20 protein-coding genes are annotated in these 20946 nt (G+C 70.6%); 9 read left to right on the forward strand and 11 right to left on the reverse strand.

Annotated elements, in window-relative coordinates; genetic code table 11:
• The first annotated feature begins 45 nt into the window (after positions 1 to 45).
• A complete protein-coding gene (pyk, locus tag ACZ7L1_RS25565; protein ID WP_471440345.1) occupies positions 46 to 1476 on the forward strand; it encodes a pyruvate kinase in 1431 nt (476 codons plus the stop codon).
• A 78-nt stretch (positions 1477 to 1554) separates the two neighbouring features.
• On the opposite strand, the gene ACZ7L1_RS25570 is transcribed toward pyk, so the two are convergent.
• The 4 genes from ACZ7L1_RS25570 to ACZ7L1_RS25585 form a co-directional block, all read right to left on the reverse strand.
• Positions 1555 to 2889 carry a hypothetical protein gene (locus ACZ7L1_RS25570; RefSeq protein ID WP_471440346.1) on the reverse strand — a complete coding sequence of 445 codons (1335 nt, stop codon included), beginning with the start codon at positions 2887 to 2889 and terminating at the stop codon, positions 1555 to 1557.
• Entirely contained in the window at positions 2879 to 3415 is a 537-nt protein-coding gene (locus tag ACZ7L1_RS25575; RefSeq protein WP_471440347.1) for a DUF6114 domain-containing protein, read from the reverse strand. Before ACZ7L1_RS25575 ends, ACZ7L1_RS25570 begins: the two co-directional genes overlap by 11 nt.
• A gap of 129 nt (positions 3416 to 3544) precedes the next feature.
• The gene (locus ACZ7L1_RS25580) at positions 3545 to 4201 is read right to left on the reverse strand and encodes a DUF6230 family protein (RefSeq protein WP_471440348.1); all 657 of its coding nucleotides are present in this window, start codon (positions 4199 to 4201) and stop codon (positions 3545 to 3547) included.
• 620 nt (positions 4202 to 4821) lie between these two features.
• A complete protein-coding gene (locus ACZ7L1_RS25585) occupies positions 4822 to 5796 on the reverse strand; it encodes a tetratricopeptide repeat protein (RefSeq protein WP_471440349.1) in 975 nt (324 codons plus the stop codon).
• 279 nt (positions 5797 to 6075) lie between these two features.
• On the opposite strand from ACZ7L1_RS25585, the gene ACZ7L1_RS25590 reads away from it, so the two are divergent.
• Complete coding sequence (locus tag ACZ7L1_RS25590) at positions 6076 to 6798, forward strand: TetR/AcrR family transcriptional regulator (RefSeq protein WP_471440350.1); 723 nt, start codon at positions 6076 to 6078, stop codon at positions 6796 to 6798.
• A gap of 48 nt (positions 6799 to 6846) precedes the next feature.
• On the opposite strand, the gene ACZ7L1_RS25595 is transcribed toward ACZ7L1_RS25590, so the two are convergent.
• The 3 genes from ACZ7L1_RS25595 to ACZ7L1_RS25605 all read right to left on the reverse strand — a co-directional run bounded on the left by ACZ7L1_RS25595 (position 6847) and on the right by ACZ7L1_RS25605 (position 9535).
• Positions 6847 to 8547 (reverse strand): acyl-CoA mutase large subunit family protein, encoded by a 1701-nt coding sequence (locus ACZ7L1_RS25595; RefSeq protein WP_471440351.1) that lies wholly within the window; start codon positions 8545 to 8547, stop codon positions 6847 to 6849.
• 74 nt (positions 8548 to 8621) lie between these two features.
• Positions 8622 to 8960 (reverse strand): DUF3817 domain-containing protein, encoded by a 339-nt coding sequence (locus ACZ7L1_RS25600; protein WP_471440352.1) that lies wholly within the window; start codon positions 8958 to 8960, stop codon positions 8622 to 8624.
• A gap of 65 nt (positions 8961 to 9025) precedes the next feature.
• Complete coding sequence (locus ACZ7L1_RS25605) at positions 9026 to 9535, reverse strand: MarR family winged helix-turn-helix transcriptional regulator (protein WP_471440353.1); 510 nt, start codon at positions 9533 to 9535, stop codon at positions 9026 to 9028.
• 128 nt (positions 9536 to 9663) lie between these two features.
• On the opposite strand from ACZ7L1_RS25605, the gene ACZ7L1_RS25610 reads away from it, so the two are divergent.
• Positions 9664 to 10095: an SRPBCC family protein gene (locus ACZ7L1_RS25610; protein ID WP_471440354.1), complete on the forward strand. Its 432-nt coding sequence runs from the start codon at positions 9664 to 9666 to the stop codon at positions 10093 to 10095.
• Between the two features lie 95 nt (positions 10096 to 10190).
• Here ACZ7L1_RS25610 and ACZ7L1_RS25615 read toward each other — a convergent pair whose 3' ends face one another.
• A complete protein-coding gene (locus ACZ7L1_RS25615; protein ID WP_471440355.1) occupies positions 10191 to 10487 on the reverse strand; it encodes an MTH1187 family thiamine-binding protein in 297 nt (98 codons plus the stop codon).
• Positions 10484 to 10828: a DUF3817 domain-containing protein gene (locus tag ACZ7L1_RS25620; protein ID WP_471440356.1), complete on the reverse strand. Its 345-nt coding sequence runs from the start codon at positions 10826 to 10828 to the stop codon at positions 10484 to 10486. The genes ACZ7L1_RS25615 and ACZ7L1_RS25620 overlap by 4 nt, the downstream gene beginning before the upstream one ends.
• Before the next feature lie 248 nt (positions 10829 to 11076).
• Between ACZ7L1_RS25620 and ACZ7L1_RS25625 the strand changes: the two genes are divergently transcribed.
• The 4 genes from ACZ7L1_RS25625 to ACZ7L1_RS25640 all read left to right on the forward strand — a co-directional run bounded on the left by ACZ7L1_RS25625 (position 11077) and on the right by ACZ7L1_RS25640 (position 13722).
• Entirely contained in the window at positions 11077 to 11709 is a 633-nt protein-coding gene (locus ACZ7L1_RS25625; RefSeq protein WP_471440443.1) for an AIM24 family protein, read from the forward strand.
• Between the two features lies 1 nt (position 11710).
• Positions 11711 to 12361, forward strand: a complete 651-nt coding sequence (locus ACZ7L1_RS25630) for an AIM24 family protein (RefSeq protein ID WP_471440357.1) — start codon at positions 11711 to 11713, stop codon at positions 12359 to 12361.
• The gene (locus tag ACZ7L1_RS25635; RefSeq protein ID WP_471440358.1) at positions 12358 to 13152 is read left to right on the forward strand and encodes an AIM24 family protein; all 795 of its coding nucleotides are present in this window, start codon (positions 12358 to 12360) and stop codon (positions 13150 to 13152) included. The genes ACZ7L1_RS25630 and ACZ7L1_RS25635 overlap by 4 nt, the downstream gene beginning before the upstream one ends.
• Positions 13153 to 13245: 93 nt before the next feature.
• Positions 13246 to 13722 carry a MarR family winged helix-turn-helix transcriptional regulator gene (locus ACZ7L1_RS25640; RefSeq protein ID WP_471440359.1) on the forward strand — a complete coding sequence of 159 codons (477 nt, stop codon included), beginning with the start codon at positions 13246 to 13248 and terminating at the stop codon, positions 13720 to 13722.
• 337 nt (positions 13723 to 14059) lie between these two features.
• Here ACZ7L1_RS25640 and meaB read toward each other — a convergent pair whose 3' ends face one another.
• Together meaB and ACZ7L1_RS25650 are read right to left on the reverse strand one after the other, a co-directional pair.
• Entirely contained in the window at positions 14060 to 15016 is a 957-nt protein-coding gene (gene meaB, locus ACZ7L1_RS25645) for a methylmalonyl Co-A mutase-associated GTPase MeaB (protein ID WP_471440444.1), read from the reverse strand.
• Positions 15017 to 15063: 47 nt separating this feature from the next.
• Complete coding sequence (locus tag ACZ7L1_RS25650) at positions 15064 to 16266, reverse strand: acetyl-CoA C-acetyltransferase (RefSeq protein ID WP_471440360.1); 1203 nt, start codon at positions 16264 to 16266, stop codon at positions 15064 to 15066.
• Between the two features lie 148 nt (positions 16267 to 16414).
• Here ACZ7L1_RS25650 and mce point away from each other — a divergent pair, with 148 nt between their 5' ends.
• Both mce and scy read left to right on the forward strand, forming a co-directional pair.
• Positions 16415 to 16855 (forward strand): methylmalonyl-CoA epimerase, encoded by a 441-nt coding sequence (gene mce / locus ACZ7L1_RS25655; protein WP_471440361.1) that lies wholly within the window; start codon positions 16415 to 16417, stop codon positions 16853 to 16855.
• A 233-nt stretch (positions 16856 to 17088) separates the two neighbouring features.
• Positions 17089 to 20937, forward strand: coding sequence for a polarized growth protein Scy (scy, locus tag ACZ7L1_RS25660; protein ID WP_471440362.1), 3849 nt, complete (start codon positions 17089 to 17091; stop codon positions 20935 to 20937).
• Positions 20938 to 20946: the final 9 nt, after the last annotated feature.

Below are 20946 nucleotides of genomic sequence, written 5' to 3' on the forward strand. Positions count from 1 at the left end.
CCAGATGGAATATTCCGTAGCGAAACAAACCGATAGGATCGCCCCATGCGCCGTTCGAAAATCGTCTGTACTCTCGGCCCCGCGGTCGACTCCCACGAGATGCTCGTCTCGCTGATCGAAGCCGGCATGAATGTGGCCCGCTTCAACTTCAGCCACGGCACGCACGAGGAGCACGAGGGCCGTTACGTCCGGGTCCGTGCCGCGTCCGCCGAGACCGGCAAGGCCATCGGTGTCCTCGCCGACCTGCAGGGCCCGAAGATCCGCCTGGAGACCTTCGCCGAGGGTCCCGTCGAGCTGGTGCGCGGTGACGAGTTCACCATCACCACCGAGGACGTGCCGGGCGACAAGTCGATCTGCGGCACGACGTACAAGGGCCTGCCGGGGGACGTCTCCAAGGGCGACCAGATCCTGATCAACGACGGCAACGTCGAGCTGAAGGTCCTGGACGTCGAGGGTCCGCGGGTGAGGACGATCGTCATCGAGGGCGGCGTCATCTCCGACCACAAGGGCATCAACCTGCCCGGCGCCGCGGTGAACGTGCCGGCGCTGTCCGAGAAGGACGTCGAGGACCTGCGGTTCGCGCTGCGCATGGGCTGCGACATGGTCGCGCTGTCCTTCGTGCGGGACGCCAACGACGTCAAGGACGTCCACCGCGTCATGGACGAGGTGGGCCGCCGTGTCCCGGTCATCGCCAAGGTGGAGAAGCCGCAGGCGGTGGCGAACATGGAGGACGTCGTGATGGCGTTCGACGGCGTGATGGTCGCCCGCGGCGACCTGGCCGTCGAGTACCCGCTCGAGAAGGTCCCGATGGTGCAGAAGCGGCTCATCGAGCTGTGCCGCCGCAATGCCAAGCCGGTGATCGTGGCGACCCAGATGATGGAGTCGATGATCACCAACTCCCGCCCGACCCGCGCCGAGGCCTCCGACGTCGCCAACGCCATCCTGGACGGCGCCGACGCGGTCATGCTCTCCGCCGAGTCCAGCGTGGGGGCGTACCCGATCGAGACGGTCAAGACGATGTCGAAGATCGTCCAGGCCGCCGAGGAGGAGCTGCTCTCCAAGGGCCTTCAGCCGCTCGTCCCGGGCAAGAAGCCGCGCACGCAGGGCGGTTCGATGGCGCGCGCCGCGGCCGAGATCGCGGACTTCCTCGGGGGCAAGGGCCTGGTGGCCTTCACCCAGTCCGGTGACACCGCCCGCCGGCTGTCCCGCTACCGCGCGGCCCAGCCGATCCTGGCGTTCACCACGGACGAGTCCACCCGCAACCAGCTGTCGCTCAGCTGGGGCGTGGAGTCGCACGTCGTGCCGTTCGTGAACAGCACCGACGCGATGGTGGAGCTGGTCGACCAGGAGATGGTCAAGCTCAACCGGTTCAACGAGGGCGACATCGTGGTGATCACCGCCGGCTCGCCGCCCGGCGTCCCCGGCACCACGAACATGGTCCGCGTCCACCACCTGGGCGAGGGCGGACGCAACTGACACACGCCGAGGGCGCCCCCTGCCGTACGGCGGGGGGCGCCCTCTGTGTGCGGCTCCCGAACTGGTCTTGAGGCGCGCTCAGTTCGCGCCGGTGACGTACTGACGCATACCCGGTACGGTCAGCGTTCCACCGAACTGTCCGGCCTGGGTCACCTTCACGTTGGTGAAGTAGATCAGCGGGATGTTCAGCGGCGGCGGGTTGTCCGGGCTGAACGTGACCGGGATCAGGCCGAGCAGGTTCCCGGAGATGCTCTCCGTGTACATCACCGTCTTGCCGTTGCGGATGGTCGACGTCGAGCCCTTGGCGGCCTGGACGTGGTACGTCACGCCGTTGGGCCCGTCGACGAGCTGGTGCAGGTCGCCGATGTCGGTGCCGTCGGAGATGACGTACTTCAGGACCCTCTTGACGGTGCCGCCGGCGGTCCGCACCTTGACGACGCCCTGATAGTCGGCGCCCTTGAGCAGCAGCGAGCTGGCCTGCAGGTGCCACGGCTTGTCGGGCAGGGACAGGATCCTCTCGACGCCGCCCTCGTCGTCGGTCGCCGCCGGGCAGTCCCCGGCGGACGTGCTGGAGCTCGGGGACGGGCTCGCGGCCGCGGACTCGGCCGCCTTGACGGCGTCGCCCGCCGTCTTGGTCGCCTCGGAGGCCGCCTTCGACGCCGTGTCCGTCGCGCCCTTCACGGTGTCCTTGACCGTGCCGGTGACCTTCCCGGTCGTGTCCTTGACGGTGCCGGACAGGTCCTTCGGCGCGTCGGTGCCCTTCGGGGCGGACGCCGAGGCCGAGGGGGACGGCGTGGCGGACGGGCTCGCGGACGTGCCCGAACCGGATCCGGAGCCGCCGGTGAGGACGCCCGTGACGGCGTCGCCGATCGTCTCGAGCAGGTTCCCGCCGCTCGCGGAGGCCGACGGGCTCGGCGTGGACGTACCGCTGCCCGAGGAGGCACCCGACGTGCTCTTCGACGGCGTGGGCTCGGCCTTGTCGTCGGAACCTGAATCCGACGAAGAGGTCTTGCCCGACGTGGTGCCCGACGCCTTCCCCGAACTCCCCTCCGGGGACGCCGAGGACGTCGGCTCCGGCGTGTCGGCGGAGTTCGAGGGGCTCGCCGAAGCGGATGACGACGGCGACGGCGAGGACGAGGCGTCCTTGGAGTCGTCCAGGGCCTCCACGCACTTCTGGTACTCGTCGACCGTCAGGCTCTTGGACGACGGCGTGTGGTCGGCGGCACGGGCGAGCGTCGGTGTGAGCCCCATCCCCATGAGGACCGCCGTCGGCATCGCCGCCAGGGCTATCGCCTTTCCGGCCGGCATGTGGAACCTGGTGAACAGCGGCTTCCTGGGGGCCGCATGACGCGGCCCGGTTCTCACACGGGACGCGTCCGCGTCAGCCCCGTGAGTCACCTCGTCAGCCGGCACTGTGCCTCCCGTTCGCCCCGTTGGCCGGGCTCGTTCCTGACAGATCGTTCGGCAGACCCAGCCCGTCCACAGCTCCGGGGGCGCCCCCCTTACCCATGCCGGTCTCCTGCGCCGCCTGCGGCTCGGGCGGCGCGCCCGGCGCCCACGCCACGGCCATCGCGCCGCCGATGAGGGCGAACAGGAAGCCGACGACGAAGCCGCCGAAGTTGGACACCGGGATGGACACCAGCGCCAGCAGGATCGCCGCGACACCCGCGAAGACCCGTACGTGCTGCTGGAACCACAGGGTCAGGCCCAGGACGACGAGGAGTACGCCGATGATCAGGGACCCGGCTCCCGCGGTGGTCGCCATCGCCACCGTGAGCGCACCGATCTTTATGTGCGCATACGGGAAGTACATGATCGGGAAGCCGCCGAACAGGACGAAGAGTCCGGCCCAGAACGGACGGGCGCCCCGCCAGTCGCGGAAGCGCTGCCGGAAGACGCGGAGATGGTGCTCGTTCTGCGCGGGCGACTCGGCGTTCATCGAAAAGCTCCCTGGAGCGGTGTTGCTGTGGTGAGGGGAGGTCCTGCGGTGGGGGTGGGTCCGGGGGGGACGAGAGCAGGGAGGCGACGGGCGGGGAGACCGGTGACTCCCTCGCCCGTCACCGAGTGCCTAGTAGCACTCGATTCCCTCGCCGCTGCCCCACTGCAGTCCCATGTGCAGGTTGGCCAGCTTGAACGTGCCGGCGGTGGTCGCCCACGCCGTCTGGTGCACGTCGGTCAGCACGGCCTTGTCGGCCTGCTGGGCGAACCCGTAGGGGTTCGTCTTCTGCTGCTGGACTTCGTCGGCCTTGGGCTTCGGGCCCTTGGTGACGCTTCCGGCCGCGACGCCGATGTCGATGTTGCTGAACTCGGCCTGCGTCGAGTCGAGGTCGGCGACGTCGATGTAGAGCTGCTCGGCCTCGACGTCCTTGCCCTTGTCACCTGCGGTCAGCTTCAGGGTGACCGACTTGTTCAGGAGCGGGATCGGGGTGACCACGGACTGGCACATCTTGGTGATGGTGGCGTGGTTGAACGCCGAGATCGCCACCGGGTGTGCCTGGTCCTTGCCGTCCAGGCCCTTGCCCGTGTCGAGAGCGCCGTACTGGGTGAAGCCGGTGCCGACCAGCTGGCCCGCGCTCACCTTGAAATCCTGCCCCGACACGCTGAACGACGCGGCGAGAGCGCCCTGCGCGAGGGCGACACCTATTGCTGCTGTCGCGGCCACGCTGGGCACCATGACCACAGCGAACCGCTTCCATCTGGTCCCGCCACGCACCTGGGACTCCATATTTCCTCCTTCTCGGACGTACATCTCCTGATCCCGGCTCGCTGCCGGTCGGCGGCTTGGCCGGGCAGGGATGGGAGAAGTGCTACGTCCTCGGGAAGGAGAGCGCCCGCGCTCGGAGGCGCGATATGCGCCCCAATCACCGGCGATCACCCCCGAGCGACAACCACTGGTCGCGCCTGACACGCATCACGCACAACCTCCGGACAGGCTCCGCCGCAGCGGAGACCCCCCTGTCCAGGAGCCGACGCCACTGCCGCCGGCTCCTGCTCGGTGGGGACCCACGAAAATCCGTTGCCCCGGCTGGGTGTCGGGTACGGCGATGGACCGAGCGTGGCCGATCGTGGTGCATTCTCGCCGCCCCCGCAAGGGGGTTCGTTACTCACTAGTAACGGCCGGATAACCGCCCGACGACTGCCCGGCATCGCCCGGCAACTCTTCGTGGTGCAAAGGGAGATGGCGAAACGGTTGAAGAGCGGACAGAACCCGACAGAACAAGGGGCCTGCCTTACTCGCAGTAACAGCGGCCGCGATTACCAAGATTTGGTAAAGCGCGACCGCCGTCAACCTCTGCGGGCAAATCCTTCACCCGGGCAACACAACCCCGGGCGTTTAGCGACTGGTCAGAACAAGGCCCTCGCGAGCGCCCTCCGCGCCGCCGCCACCCGGGGGTCGTCGGCGCCGACCACCTCGAAGAGCTCCAGCAGCCGCAGCCGTGCGGCGTCCCGGTCGTCACCCGCCGTGCGCCGCACCGTCTCGATGAGCCGGCCGAACGCGTCCTCCACGTGTCCGCCCACCAGATCCAGGTCGGCCGCGGCGATCTGCGCCGCCACGTCACCGGGCTTCTGCGCGGCCTCCTTGCGCACCTGCTGCGGGTCGGACCCCTGCACACGCTGCAGCAACTCGGCCTGGGCGAGGCCCAGTCTGGCCTCCGTGTTGCCCGGGTCGTCGCTCAGCACGTTCTTGTACGCCTGGATCGCGCCGCCCAAGTCGCCCGCGTCCAGCGCCTCCACGGCCGCTTCGAGCGCGGCGTCGTAAGGGCCCATCGGGACCTGAGGGGCCTGCTGGGCGCCGCCCGGATCGGCGTCGGGGTCGACGGTCAGACCGGTCAGGCCGAAGCGCTGCTCGGCGACCTGGACGAGCTGGTCGAGGGTCTCGCGGATCTGCTGTTCTGGGGCGGCGCCCTGGAAGAGGGGCAGCGCCTGCCCGGCGACGACGGCGAAGACGGCCGGGATCCCCTGGATGCCGAACTGCTGCATCAGCATCTGGTTGGCGTCGACGTCGATCTTGGCGAGCACGAACCGGCCGTTGTACTCGACGGCCAGCCGCTCCAGGACCGGGCTCAGCTGCTTGCAGGGCTGGCACCACTCGGCCCAGAAGTCGATGACGACGGGCACCTCGGTGGACCGCTGCAGGACGTCGCGCTCGAACCCCGCCTCGTCGACGTCGATGACGAGGTCGGCCGGGGAGACCGCCCCTCCTCCGCCCTGCCGGGCCGCTTCGGCGCGCGCCTGCTCCGCCTTCGCCTTCGCCTCCTGGGCTGCCTTCACCGCGGCGAGGTCGACGACTCCGCTCATGGACATGTTCCGTGGCTGCATGAGTACATCCTCCCCCTTCCCCGCGCCGCTGTGAAAAGCGTGATCAAAGCCGTGCCCGGTACCGTGCCCGGCGGGTCGTGCTCCGTGGCCGGGTCCCCACCCGGCGCCAGTGGTCGTCGCTCGCGAACACGGCACGCGCGGGGCGCGCGCACGCTTTCGCTACGAGTCGTAGCGTAACTGTCTCCGGGGGTGGCTGTGACCAGTCCGCCAGTGATCTCCCTCACCACTTCACACGACGCTCGGATATCGCCGTCGACGGGGCCGGATATGGTCACTGACATGCAGAGCAGCCAGTCCGCCGCCCGTCCGGGGCGCCCGCGCAGCGCCGCCGCGGACGCCGCGATCCTGGAGGCGACGCGCGAGGCGCTGGTCGAACTCGGCTGGTCGAAGCTCACGCTGGGGGACGTGGCGACACGGGCGGGGGTCGCGAAGACGACCCTCTACCGCCGCTGGGCGGGCAAGAACGAACTCGTGGTCGACGCGGTGGCCGAACTCTTCGACGAGCTCGAGCTGCCGGACCGGGGCAGTCTTGCCGCGGACATCGAGGGCGTGGTGCTGCAGTTCGCGGCGATCCTGGACCGCCCGGAGGCCAAGAGCGGCCTGATGGCGGTGGTGGCGGAGTCCACCCGGGACGACGCCCTGCGCGAACGCATCCGCTCCTCCATCGTCGACCGCCAAAAACGCCTGGTCCTGGCGGGCCGCGCCCGCGCGAGGGCCCGCGGCGAGCTGCCGCCCGAGGCCGACCCGGAGGAGGCGGCCCGCACGGCCGACCTGATCTTCGACATGGTGGCGGGCGCGGTGGTCCACCGCACCCTGGTGAGCGCCCGCCCGGCGGACGAGGAGTGGGTGCGCAGCTTTACCCGAGTCCTGTTGCTGGGGCTGACCGCAAACAGCCCGTCCGGGAGTCCCCCCTCCTCGGAGAGCTCGGGGGCGTTCGAGGACGAGGCCGTTCAGGCCGATACGGGACTCTGGGGGCGGAGCCCCCAGGAACGCGAAGGGTAGGGGCGGTGGGGGCGCACCAACCGGGCGCCCACCCCCACCCAGCCGCGCCTAGAACCCGGCCGGCTCCGTGTACACCCCCCACTCGTCCCGCAACGCGTCGCAGATCTCGCCCAGCGTCGCCTCGGCCCGCACGGCCTCCAGCATCGGCTCGATCATGTTGGAACCGTCACGTGCAGCCGCCAGCATCCCGTCGAGCGCGGCCCGCACGGCCGCCTCCTCCCGCGCCGCCCGCCGGGCGCCCAGCACCCGCACCTGCTCCCGCTCCACCTCATGGCTGACCCGCAGGATCTCCAGGTCGCCGGTGACCGACCCGGTGTGGACGTTAACGCCCACCACCTTCTTGTCGCCCTTCTCCAGCGCCTGCTGGTACCGGAACGCGGACTCCGCGATCTCCCCGGTGAACCACCCGTCCTCGATGCCCCGCAGGATCCCGGACGTCATCGGCCCGATCGGGTGCTGCCCGTCGGGGTGCGCCCGCAGCCCCCGCTCCTTGATCTGCTCGAAGATCTTCTCCGCGTCCGCCTCGATCCGGTCCGTCAGCTGCTCCACGTACCACGAACCGCCCAGCGGATCGGCCACGTTGGCGACCCCGGTCTCCTCCATCAGCACCTGCTGGGTCCGCAGCGCGATCTCCGCCGCCTGCTCGGACGGCAGCGCGAGCGTCTCGTCCAGCGCGTTGGTGTGCAGCGAGTTGGTGCCGCCGAGCACCGCCGCCAGCGCCTCCACCGCCGTACGCACCACGTTGTTGTACGGCTGCTGCGCGGTCAGCGAGACCCCGGCCGTCTGCGTGTGGAAGCGCAGCCACTGCGCCTTCTCGCTCGTCGCCCCGTACACGTCCCGCATCCAGCGCGCCCAGATGCGCCGCGCCGCGCGGAACTTGGCGATCTCCTCGAAGAAATCGACGTGCGCGTCGAAGAAGAAGGACAGGCCCGGCGCGAACACGTTCACGTCGAGCCCGCGGCTGAGCCCCAGCTCCACGTACCCGAACCCGTCGGCGAGCGTGTACGCCAGCTCCTGCGCTGCCGTCGCGCCCGCCTCCCGGATGTGGTAGCCGGAGACGGACAGCGGCTTGTAGGCGGGGATGCGGGACGCGCAGTACTCCATCAGGTCGCCGATGAGGCGCAGATGCGGCTCGGGCTGGAAGAGCCACTCCTTCTGGGCGATGTACTCCTTGAAGATGTCGGTCTGGAGGGTGCCGTTGAGCACGGAGGAGTCCACGCCCTGTCGCTCGGCGGCGACCAGGTACATGCAGAAGACGGGGACCGCCGGCCCGCTGATCGTCATCGAGGTGGTGACGTCACCGAGGGGGATGTCCTTGAACAGGACCTCCATGTCCGCGGCCGAGTCGATCGCGACGCCGCAGTGCCCGACCTCGCCGAGCGAACGCGGGTCGTCGGAGTCGCGTCCCATGAGGGTCGGCATGTCGAAGGCGACGCTCAGGCCGCCGCCGCCGGCGTCCAGGATCATCTTGTAGCGCTCGTTCGTCTGTTCGGCGTTGCCGAACCCGGCGAACTGGCGGATGGTCCACGTCCGCCCCCGGTAGCCGGTCGGGTACAGGCCGCGGGTGAAGGGGTACTCACCGGGCCAGCCGATCCGCTCGAAGCCCTCGTACCTGTCCCCGGGGCGGGGTCCGTACACCGGCTCCACGGGATCGCCGGAGAGCGTGGTGAAATCTGCCTCGCGCTTGCGGGAGGCGTCGTAGCGGGCCTGCCAGCGTCGGCGGCCCTCCTCGATGGCGTCAGCGTCCATACCCCCGAATTTACTAGGACGTCCAAGTAAATGTCGACGGCAGACCGCCGTACGGCTTCGTACGGCGGGGTCCGCTACGCCTTCGCGACCGCGGGAGCTTCCTCCGCGATCTTCGACTCGAGCTCGTGGGTGACCTTGCGCTCCACGAAGAAGGCGGCCGTCGGGATCGTCCCCGCGAGCAGGACCCACAGCTGCTTGCCGACCGGCCACTTGGCCTTCGAGCCCAGGTCGAAGGCGAAGACCAGGTAGATGACGTACAGCCAGCCGTGGGCGATGCCGATGACACGGGTGAAGTCGGCGGCGCCGTTCACGTCGAGGATGTACTTGGCGATGACACCGAGGGTCAGCAGGACCAGCAGCACACCGGTGACGTAGGCCATCACGCGGTAGCGGGTCAGCACGCTCTTTTTCATGGCTACGAGCGTAACGGCCGGTTTGCGTCGATCTTCCGGCACCCCCGGCGCCGCGCGACCACCGGTCAGCCCTCCTTGAAGTCCCCCGTGGAGATGCGCAGCGGACGCAGCATCGCGAAGATCTCGGCGCACTCCTCCGCGTCGTAGCAGCCGAGCCCGAAGTCCATCGCCATCAGGTCCCGGGTGGCCGCGTCGCAGACCTCGCGGCCCTTGTCGGTGATGGAGGCGAGGGTGCCGCGGCCGTCGTTGGGGTTGGGCCGCTTGGCGACCAGGCCGGACCTGACCAGGCGGTCCACAGTGTTGGTGACCGACGTCGGGTGCACCATGAGCCGCTCGCCGATCTTGGACATGGGCAGCTCGCCCGCCTTGGAGAAGGTGAGCAGTACCAGCGCCTCGTACCGCGCGAAGGTCAGTCCGTACGGTTTCACCACCGCGTCGACCTCCGCGAGCAGGATCTGCTGCGCCCGCATGATCGAGGTGATCGCGGCCATGGACGGCACGTTTCCCCACCGCTGCTTCCAGTGCTCGTCGGCGCGGGCGATGGGATCGAAGGACAGACTGAGGGGCTTCGGCACGCCATCGACCTTACCGGCCGGTCACATGCTGGTCAGCCCCGTCTCGCTTTTCGGTCCTCGGGCTGTCGCCGGGCGCACACTGGAAGCAGAAGGCAGAAGGGGGGACGAACTAAAAGCGGAGGTCAGCCATGAGCACCCTCGAGGAACACGTGGATGTGGGAGTCCCGATCGACATGGCCTGGGAGAGCCTGCACCGGGTGGAGAACTATCCGCGGTTCGTGGACGGACTGCGGGGCGCCCGCACGGAGGCGGGCGGCCGGGCGCATCTGGACGTCGAGGCGGGCGGCCGGGCCCGGGAGATCGAGGCGGAGGTCTCCGACCGCGGCGGGGAACGCGTGATGGAGTGGCGCACCACGGGCGAGCCCGAGCTGAAGGGCTCCTTCTCACTGCAGTCGATCGACACGGATCACACCCGGGTGCAGGCCCGGCTCGCATACGACCCGGGTGCGGTCAGGGAGACGTTCGGCGGCCCCAGGGGCTTCGCCCAGGCGAGCGCCATCGAAAGGCTGGTGCGCAGCGATCTGGAGCACTTCAAGGAGTACGTGGAGCAACGGGGCTGAGCGAGGGTCCCTCGGCACGGTCCCGCTGGGCGGGCTGCGGAAACACCCCGGCCCTGGGGCCGGGGTGGTGCTTTCCGTGGTCGGGCGGCAGCGCCTCACCCGCCGGCCAGATGCCGCTCCACCGTCTCCACCTTGGAGGTGAGGCCGTCCTTCACGCCCGGACGGATGTCCGCCTTGAGGACCACGGAGACGCGCGGCGCCCGCTCCTCGACCACCGCGACGGCACGCTTCACCACGTCCATCACCTCGTCCCACTCCCCCTCGATCGAGGTGAACATGGCGTCGGTGCGGTTCGGCAGACCGGATTCCCGTACGACCCGGACGGCGTCGGCGACGTACTCCCCCACGTCCTCGCCGACGCCCAGCGGCGTCACGGAGAAGGCGACGATCACGCGTTCACGATCCCTTCCTTGCGGGCGCGGGCCGCGATGACGGCGTCCTCGGCCTCGCGGCGCAGCTTGCGCTCGGCGAAGAAGCCGCCGGTCGGCAGCACCGAGAGGACGAAGTAGACGGCGGCGGTCCTCAGCGGCCACTTGGTGCGGTTCCAGGCGTCCGCCCAGAAGATCACGTACAGGATGAACAGGACACCGTGGATCGAGCCCATCACGGGCACGGCGTTGAAGTCGGTGGTGCGCTTCAGTACCGAGCAGATGAGCAGCAGCAGGAAGGAGACGGCCTCGGGGGCCGAGACCAGGCGGAGCCGGCGGAGGGCGGTGGCGGTCTTTATGTCCACGGGTCACCTTCGGTGGGGAGGTTCGTCCGGAAGGGGCGGGCGCTTTGTGAACGCACGCACAAGCGCCCGTCCATTGTGACATCCGGGACGCGGCGGGCCGGGCACGGGGTACGGGGTGTCGGCGACACACCGACTCATCCCCTACCCGACCGCTGGAGGCCGGGCCCCTGGGGGTGGGCTCAGGGTACGGATCCACCTTCGGGCTCTGTCCGCTCCACCCACCGGGCCGTTACCGTCGCTCCGTGGCGATGTTCCGACTCCAAGGCAGCAAGGTGCTGGCCGTCGACATGACCGGGGACGGCGTGAAGGCGAAGAACGGCTCCATGGTCGCGTACGACGGCCAGATGACCTTCAAGAAGCTCACCGGCGGCGGTGAGGGGATCCGGGGAATGGTGACCCGGCGGCTCACCGGCGAGCAGATGACCGTGATGGAGGTGAAGGGGCACGGGACGTGCTGGTTCGCGGACCGGGCCTCCGAGATCAACCTCGTCGGCCTCCAGGGGGACAAGCTGTTCGTCGAGTCGAGCAACCTCCTCGCGACGGACGCCGGCCTGCGCACGGGCACGACCTTCACCGGGCTGCGCGGCGCCTCGCAGGGCAACGGCCTGTTCACGACGACGGTCGAGGGCCACGGCCAGGCGGCGATCACGTCGGACGGCCCGGCAGTGGTGCTTCGGGTCAGCGCGCAGTACCCGCTGACCGTCGACCCGGGCGCGTACGTGGCGCACCAGGGGAACCTGCGGCAGTCGTTCCAGTCGGGCGTGACGTTCCGCACATTCCTCGGCGAGGGCGGCGGCGAGGCCTTCCAGATCCGCTTCGAGGGGGACGGACTGGTGTACGTGCAGCCCAGCGAGCGCAACACGATCGCGGGGGACCTCTGACATGGCCTTCCGTGAAGTGAACTCCAAGATGATCGAGGCGACGGTGATCCCCGGGCAGCGGCTGTTCAGCCAGCGGGGCGCGATGCTCGCCTACAAGGGCGACGTCTCCTTCACCCCCAACATCCAGGGCGGCCAGGGCGGGGTCATGTCGATGATCGGCCGCCGCATCGCGGGCGAGGCGACGCCGCTGATGACCGTCGAGGGCAGCGGCACGGTGCTGTTCGGGCACGGCGGCCACCACATCCAGGTGATCGACCTGACCGGCGACACGCTGTACGTCGAGGCGGACCGGCTGCTCGCCTTCGAGGGCACCCTCCAGCAGGGCACGATGTTCATGGGCTCCCAGGGCGGCGTCATGGGACTGGTGCGGGGCCAGGTCACCGGCCAGGGCCTGTTCACGACGACCCTGACGGGGCACGGCGCGGTCGCCGTCATGGCGCACGGCGGCGTCTTCGAGGTGCCGATCACCCCGCAGCGCCCGGTCCACGTCGACCCCCAGGCGTATGTCGCCCACCACGGCGACGTGCGCAACAAGCTGTCCACGGCGCTCGGCTGGCGCGACATGGTGGGCCGCGGCTCCGGCGAGGCGTTCCAGCTGGAGCTGAGCGGCAGTGGTGTGGTGTACGTGCAGGCCTCGGAGGAGAAGCTGTGACCACCTACCCGGGCGCGGGGTCCGTCGTGTACGACCCGATGACGCTGCCGGCCGACGACAACGTCAACAAGTACACCTTCTGCGTGGAGCTCAAGGGGAGCCAGTGGTTCCTGCAGAAGGGCAAGATGATCGCCTACTACGGCTCGATGGAGTTCAACGGCATCGGGCACGGGCGTCTGGACCGTCTCGTCCGTACGTCGTTCCATTCGCCACTGCACGCGAGCGACTGGGTGGTGGCGGAGGGCTCGGGCAAGATGCTGCTCGCCGACCGGGCCTTCGACGTGAACTCGTACGACCTCGAGGACGGCAATCTGACCATTCGCTCGGGCAACCTGCTCGCTTTTCAGCCAAGTCTGTCGCTGAAGCAGTCGATCATTCCCGGCTTCCTCACGCTCATCGGAACCGGGAAGTTCGTGGCCGCGTCCAACGGTCCGGTGGTGTTCATGGAACCCCCGATCCGGGTGGACCCGCAGGCGCTGGTCGGCTGGGCCGACTGCCCGTCGCCGTGCCACCACTACGACCATGGGTATCTGAGGGGCCTGTGGGGCGGTCTACGTGCGATGACGGGGCTCGGCGGGGCCTCCGGGGAGGAGCACCAGTTCGAGTTCGTCGGGGCGGGCACGGTGCTGCTGCAGTCCTCGGAGACGCTCATGGCCGAGCAGGACACGGGGGTGGTCCCGCAGGAGCCCGGCGTACCGGGCGGCGGCGGTCTTCCCGGCCACCAGGGGCAGCCGGGAACACCGCGTCTTCCCGGACAGCTGGGGGACCTCCAGCGTCGCTTCGGGCTGTGAGCGGTAGTCTGCGGAGTGTGACGTCGAACGCGTGCGCACAGTCACACCACCCCTCACTAGTTCGCCTTTCAACCTTTTAGGTAGACTTCATTCATGGAGATCGAGACGGCCACGCGCTGGCTGACGGACGCGGAACAGTGCGCCTGGCGCACCCACCTGGAGGTCAACAAGCTGCTGACCTACCAGTTGGAAAGGGATCTGCAGCCGTTCGGCCTGACGATGAACGACTACGAGATCCTGGTGAACCTCTCGGAGTCGGAGGGCATGCGAATGCGGATGAGCGACCTCGCGGCCGCCACCCTCCAGTCCAAGAGCCGCCTCTCGCACCAGATCACCCGTATGGAGAACGCGGACCTGGTCCGCCGGGAGAACTGCGAGTCCGACCGCCGGGGTCTGTACGCGGTCCTGACGGACCGCGGCATGGAGACGATGAAGAAGGTCGCGCCACACCACGTGGCGTCCGTGCGGCGGCACTTCATCGACCTGCTGCCCCCGGACGACCTGGAACACCTCCACAAGTCCCTGCGACCCATCGCGGAACATCTGCGGGGACAGCGGGGCAAGCCGTAGCGCTCCGCCGGGGGCCGTAGGGGGCGCGCGTCAGTGCTCGCCTGCGGGCCCGTCGTGGCTGGTCGCGCAGTTCCCCGCGCCCCTTCGGGCGCGGGGACTGCCGGCCAAGCCCGCAACAGCCACTGTGACCGCCCCCGGCACCGCGAAGCACCACTCCAGCGGCAGGTGCCCCGACAGGGCCCCTACCGCTGCCGAGCCGATCGAGATGCCGCCGTTGACGGCCATGTTCACCCTGGCACCCGCCTGGGTGCGGAATCCCGGAGGGGACGGCATCAACCCACCGGCGCGCCGCCCACACACTTTCGCGTCAGGCCTGCGTCAGACCGGCCGCTCTTCGTCAGCCCTGCGTCAGACCGGCCACCAGTTCGTCCGCCGCCCGGTAGGGGTCCAGCTCCCCCGCCACGATCCGTTCCGCCAGGGCGCTCAGACGGCGGTCGCCGTGGAGGTCGCCGATGCGTTCCCTCAGGGCCGTCACGGCGATCGTCTCGACCTCGTGGGCCGCGCGGGACAGCCGGCGCTCCGCCAGGACGCCCCGCTCCTCCATCCACGCCCGGTGCTTCTCCAGCGCCTCCACGACCTCGTCGACGCCCTCGGCGCGGGCCGCGACCGTCTTCACGATCGGCGGGCGCCAGTCGCCGGGAGCCCGCGACTCGCCCAGCCCCAGCATGTGGTTCAGCTCGCGCGCGGTGGCGTCCGCGCCGTCCCGGTCGGCCTTGTTGACGACGTACACGTCACCGATCTCGAGGATGCCCGCCTTCGCGGCCTGGATGCCGTCGCCCATACCGGGGGCCAGCAGGACGACCGAGGTGTCCGCCTGGGAGGCGATCTCGACCTCCGACTGGCCGACGCCGACCGTCTCCACCAGGATCACGTCGCAGCCCGCCGCGTCCAGGACCCGGATCGCCTGCGGAGCCGCCCACGCCAGGCCGCCCAGGTGGCCGCGCGTGGCCATCGAGCGGATGTAGACGCCGGGATCCGACGCGTGCTCCGACATCCGCACCCGGTCGCCGAGCAGCGCGCCGCCGGAGAAGGGCGAGGACGGGTCGACGGCGAGCACGCCGACCCGCTTGCCCTGCTTGCGGTACGCGGACACGAGCGCCGACGTGGACGTGGACTTGCCGACGCCCGGCGACCCCGTGAGGCCCACCACGTATGCGTTGCCCGTCAGCGGGGCCAACGCCGCCATGACGTCCCTGAGCTGCGGGGACGCCCCCTCCACCAGGGAGATCAGCCGGGCCACGGCCCGCGGCCGGCCTTCCCTGGCCTGGGCCACCAGCGAGGAGACGTCCTGCATCACAGCTCCGTTCACGTGTTCACGCAAAGAGGTCGGTTCGAGGGTGCTCAGGCCTTGGATACCCGCACGATCAGCGCGTCACCCTGGCCGCCGCCCCCGCACAGCGCCGCCGCGCCCACGCCGCCGCCGCGCCGCTTCAGCTCCAGGGCGAGGTGCAGGACGAGCCGGGCGCCGGACATCCCGATCGGATGACCCAGGGCAATGGCACCGCCATTGACATTCACCTTTTCGATGGAAACGCCAAGGTCCTTCATTGACTGCACGGCGACCGCCGCGAAGGCCTCGTTGATCTCGATCAGGTCGAGGTCGGCGACCTCCAGGCCCTCCTTCTTCAGGGCGTGCAGGATCGCGTTCGACGGCTGGGACTGCAAGGAGTTGTCCGGCCCCGCCACGTTGCCGTGGGCGCCGATCTCCGCGATCCAGTCCAGGCCCAGCTCCTGCGCCTTGGCCTTGCTCATCACGACCACGGCCGCCGCACCGTCCGAGATCTGCGAGGAGGAACCGGCCGTGATCGTGCCGTCCTTGCTGAACGCCGGCCGCAGCTTGCCCAGCGACTCCACCGTCGTGTCGCCGCGGATGCCCTCGTCCTTGGCGAAGACGACCGGCTCGCCCTTGCGCTGCGGGATCTCCACCGGAGTGATCTCCGCCTCGAAGACGCCGTTCTTCTGGGCGGCGGCGGCCCGCTGGTGGGAGAGGGCGGCGATCTCGTCCTGCTCCTGGCGGCCGATGCCGAGGCGGGTGTTGTGCTTCTCGGTGGACTCGCCCATGGCGATGCCCTCGAAGGAGTCGGTCAGCCCGTCGTACGCCATCGCGTCCAGCATCTGGACCGCGCCGTACTTGAAGCCCTCCCGGGACTTCGGCAGCAGGTGGGGAGCGTTGGTCATGGACTCCTGGCCGCCCGCGACGATCACGTCGAACTCACCCGCACGGATCAACTGGTCCGCGAGTGCGATCGCGTCGAGGCCCGACAGACACACCTTGTTGATCGTCAGGGCCGGGACGCTCATCGGGATGCCGGCCTTGACCGCGGCCTGACGGGCCGGGATCTGCCCGGCCCCGGCCTGCAGCACCTGGCCCATGATGACGTACTGCACCTGGTCGCCACCGATCCCCGCACGGTCGAGGGCGGCCTTGATCGCGAAGCCGCCGAGGTCGGCTCCGGAGAAGGACTTCAGCGAGCCGAGCAGCCGCCCCATCGGGGTGCGCGCCCCCGCGACGATGACGCTGGTCGTGCTGTTCGTTCCAGACATGAGCTGCGATCCCCTTCCGGCCTGCACAGCCGAGGAGTGAACGAGGGTTTACTTCGAATGTACTGAGCGGTAGGCCAAACCGTCACCGGGCTGTCAGTGTGATCGCGCGCACGTTGCGTAACCACCGCGGGAGCGCTGCACTGAATCCATGCTGACGCGTATCGACCACATCGGAATCGCCTGTTTCGACCTCGAGAAGACCGTCGAGTTCTACACCTCGACGTACGGCTTCTCCGTGTTCCACACCGAGGTCAACGAGGAGCAGGGTGTCCGCGAAGCCATGTTGAAGATCAACAACACGGACGACGGCGGCGCCTCCTACCTGCAACTGCTGGAACCCATCCGCGAGGACTCCACCGTCGCCAAGTGGCTCGCGAAGAACGGCGAGGGCGTGCACCACATCGCCTTCGGCACGGCGGACGTGGACCGTGACTCCACCGAGATCAGGGACAAGGGCGTGCGGGTGCTCTACGACGAGCCGCGGCGCGGCTCCATGGGCTCGCGGATCACCTTCCTGCACCCCAAGGACTGCCACGGCGTTCTCACAGAACTGGTCACATCGGCGGCCGTTGAGACACCTGAGCACTGACTCCCGTACATAGGGGCCGGTAGGGTTGGGGACGGTCGCCGCTCCACCAGGGCGACCGGGTCCCGCCGTGACACCGGCGGGACGTGCCGGGGTCCGGGTTTCGGGGGACGAGCGCCGGGGCAGCAGCCCATGCTCCGTCGTTGATCTGACACCATTCCCCGGGGGCCCCGTCCGGCGGATGGACGGAGCTCGTTTGGAGAGACTTGCGACCAGGGGACGGATGGGACCGCGCAGTGCGGGGCTACGAACGCCAGGAGCGAGAGCCGGCGGCTGACGTCGACCACCTCTCTCGGTTCGAGGCCGAGATGGAGCGGCTGAAGACCGAGCGGGAAAAGGCGATCCAGCACGCCGAGGACCTCGGCTACCAGGTCGAGGTGCTGCGCGCCAAGCTGCACGAGGCGCGCCGCACCCTCATGTCCCGTCCCGCGTACGACGGGGCCGACATCGGCTACCAGGCCGAGCAGATGCTGCGCACCGCCCAGATGCAGGCGGACCAGCTGCGGGCTGAGGCCGAGCGCGAGCTCAGCCAGGCCCGCGCGCAGACCCAGCGCATCCTCCAGGAGCACGCCGAGCAGGCCGCCCGCCTGCAGGCGGAGCTGCACGCGGAGGCGGTCGCCCGCCGCCAGCAGCTCGACCAGGAGCTGGCCGAGCGCCGGGCGACCGTCGAGTCGCACGTCAACGAGAACGTGGCCTGGGCGGAGCAGCTGCGCGCCCGCTCCGAGGCCCAGGCCCGCCGCCTGGTCGAGGAGTCCCGCGCCGAGGCCGAGCAGGCCCTGGCCGCCGCCCGCGCCGAGGCCGAGCGGCTGGTCACCGAGGCCCGGCAGCGGCTGCAGAACGACGCCGAGTCCGCCCGTGCGGAGGCCGACCAGATCCTGCGCCGCGCCCGCGCGGACGCCGAGCGGCTGCTGAACGCCGCCTCCACCCAGGCCCAGGAGGCCACCGACCACGCCGAGCAGCTGCGCTCCAGCTCCGCCAGCGAGTCCGAGGCCGCCCGCCGGCAGGCCTCCGAGCTGAGCCGGGCCGCCGAGCAGCGGATGGCCGAGGCGGAGGCCGCGCTGCGCGAGGCCCGCGCCCAGGCCGACAAGGTCGTCGCGGAGGCCAAGGAGGCCGCCGCCAAGGCCCTCTCTAGCGCCGAGACGCAGGGCGAGCAGCGCACCCGTACCGCCAAGGAGCAGGTCGCCCGGCTGGTCAGCGAGGCCACCAAGGAGGCCGAGGCCACCAGGGCCGAGGCCGAGCAGGTCGTCGCGGACGCGCGCGCCGAGGCCGAGAAGATCGTCGCGGAGGCCGCAGAGAAGGCCCGCACGATCACGGCCGAGGAGACCGCCTCCCAGCTCGGCAAGGCGGCCCGTACGGCCGAGGAGGTCCTCAACAAGGCGTCTCAGGACGCCGCGGCGACCACCAAGGCCGCCGCCGAGGAGGCCGACCGGATCCGCAAGGAGGCCGAGGCCGAGGCGGACCGGCTGCGCGCCGAGGCGCACGACATCGCCGAGCAGCTCAAGGGCGCCGCCAAGGACGACACCAAGGAGTACCGCGCCAAGACGGTCGAGCTGCAGGAGGAGGCCCGCAGGCTGCGCGGCGAGGCCGAGCAGCTGCGCGCCGAGGCGGTCGCCGAGGGCGAGAAGATCCGCGCCGAGGCGCGCCGCGAGGCCGTCCAGCAGATCGAGGAGGCGGCCAAGACCGCCGAGGAGTTGCTCGCCAAGGCGAAGGCCGACGCGGACGAGCTGCGCACCACCGCCACCGCCGACAGCGAGAAGGTCCGCACCGAGGCCATCGAACGCGCCTCGATGCTGCGCCGCCAGGCCGAGGAGGCCCTGGAGCGCACCCGCAAGGAGGCCGAGACCCAGCGCGCCGAGGCCGTCGAGCTGGCGGACGCGATCAAGGAGGAGGCCGAGAAGGTCGCGCGCGCCCTGCGCGAGGAGAGCGAGCGGGCCGTGGAGGCCCGCCGCGCGGAGGCCGCCGAGGAACTGGCCCGCCTGCAGTCGGAGGCCGAGCAGCGGCTCGCATCGGCCGAGCAGGCCCTCTCCGACGCCCGCGCCGAGGCGGAGCGGATCCGCCGGGAGGCCGCGGAGGAGACGGACCGGCTGCGCACGGAGTCCTCCGAGCGCATTCGTACGCTGCAGGCGCAGGCCGAGGCCGAGGCCGAGCGGCTGCGCACGGAGGCCGCCTCGGACGCGTCGGCCTCGCGCGCGGAGGGCGAGGCCATCGCCGTCCGCCTGCGCTCGGAGGCGGCGGCCGAGGCCGAGCGGCTGAAGGCGGAGGCGCAGGACACCGCCGACCGGGTCCGCGCGGAGGCGCAGGCCGCGGCCGAGCGGCTGAGCACGGAGGCCTCCGAGACGCTGGCCGCCGCCCAGGAGGAGGCCGCCCGGCGCCGCCGGGAGGCCGAGGAACTCCTCGGCTCCGCCCGCCAGGAGGCCGACCAGGAGCGCGAGCGCGCCCGGCAGCAGAGCGAGGAGCTGCTGGCAGTCGCGCGCGCCCGGGTCGAGGAGGCCCAGGCCGAGGCCGTACGGCTGGTGGAAGAGGCCGACCGGCGCGCCACCGAGATGGTGTCGGCGGCCGAACAGCACGCCCAGCAGGTGCGGGACTCCGTGGCCGGGCTGCATGAGCAGGCGCAGGAGGAGATCACCGGCCTGCGCTCGGCCGCCGAGCACGCGGCGGAGCGTACGCGCACCGAGGCGCAGGAGGAGGCCGACCGGGTCCGCTCCGACGCCTACGCGGAGCGCGAGCGGGCCACCGAGGACGCGAACCGCGTCCGGCGGCAGGCCGCCGAGGAGTCGGAGGCGGCGAAGTCGCTCGCGGAGCGGACGGTCACGGACGCGATCGCCGAGGCGGAGCAGCTCCGTTCGGACGCCGCCGAGTACGCACAGCGGGTGCGGACCGAGGCCTCGGACACCCTCGCCGAGGCCGACCAGGCGGCGGCGCGCACCCGTGCCGAGGCGCGCGAGGACGCCAACCGGATCCGGTCGGACGCGGCCACGCAGGCGGACACCCTCATCACCGAGGCGAGCGCGGAGGCCGAGCGGCTCACCACGGAGACCGCCGCCGAGGCCGAGCGGGTGCGCGCGGAGTCCGTGGCCAAGGCGGACAAACTGCTCGCGGACGCCACCGACGAGGCGGAGCGGCTGCGCGCCGAGGCCGCCGAGACGGTCGGCTCCGCGCAGGCGCACGCCGAGCGGATCCGCACCGAGTCGCAGCGGGTCAAGGCCGACGCGGAGGCGGAGGCCGAGCGGATCACGACGGCGGCGCGCGAGGAGGCCGAGCGCACCCTGGACGAGGCCCGCAAGGACGCCAACAAGCGGCGTTCCGAGGCGGCCGAGCAGGTGGACAAGCTCATCACGGAAACCGCCGCCGAGGCCGACAAGCTCCTCACGGAGGCCCAGCAGACGGCCCACAAGACGACTGCGGACGCCGAGGCGCAGGCCGACACGATGGTGGGTGCCGCCCGCGCGGAGGCCGACCGTCTGGTCGCCGAGGCGACGGTCGAGGGCAACACGCTGGTGGAGCGGGCCCGGGCGGACGCGGACGAACTCCTCGTCGGCGCACGCCGGGACGCCACCCATATCCGGGAGCGCGCTCAGGAGCTGCGCGAGCGCATCACCGCCGAGATCGAGGAGCTGCACGAGCGGGCGCGGCGCGAGTCGGCCGAGGCGATGAAGTCGGCGGGCGAGCGGTGCGACGCACTTGTCAAGGCCGCCGAGGAGCAGCTGGAGAAGGCCAAGGCGCAGGCGAAGGAGCTGCTGTCGGAGGCCAACTCGGAGGCGGGCAAGGTCCGTATCGCCGCCGTCAAGAAGGCCGAGGGGCTGCTGAAGGAGGCCGAGCAGAAGAAGGCCACGCTGGTCGCCGAGGCCGAGCAGATCAAGGCCGAGGCGATCCGCGAGGCCCGCAAGGCCGTCGAGGAGGGCAAGCGGGAGCTGGAGATCCTGGTGCGCCGGCGGGAGGACATCAACGCGGAGATCTCCCGTGTCCAGGACGTCCTGGAGGCGCTCGAGTCCTTCGAGGCGCCGTCCGCCGGCAAGGACTCGGGTGTCAAGGCGGGTGCCACCGTGGGCGCACCTCGTTCGGGTGGCAAGGCGTCAGAAGGCTAGCCACACGCG

The sequence above is a fragment of the Streptomyces sp. NPDC107546 genome, from assembly GCF_055639175.1.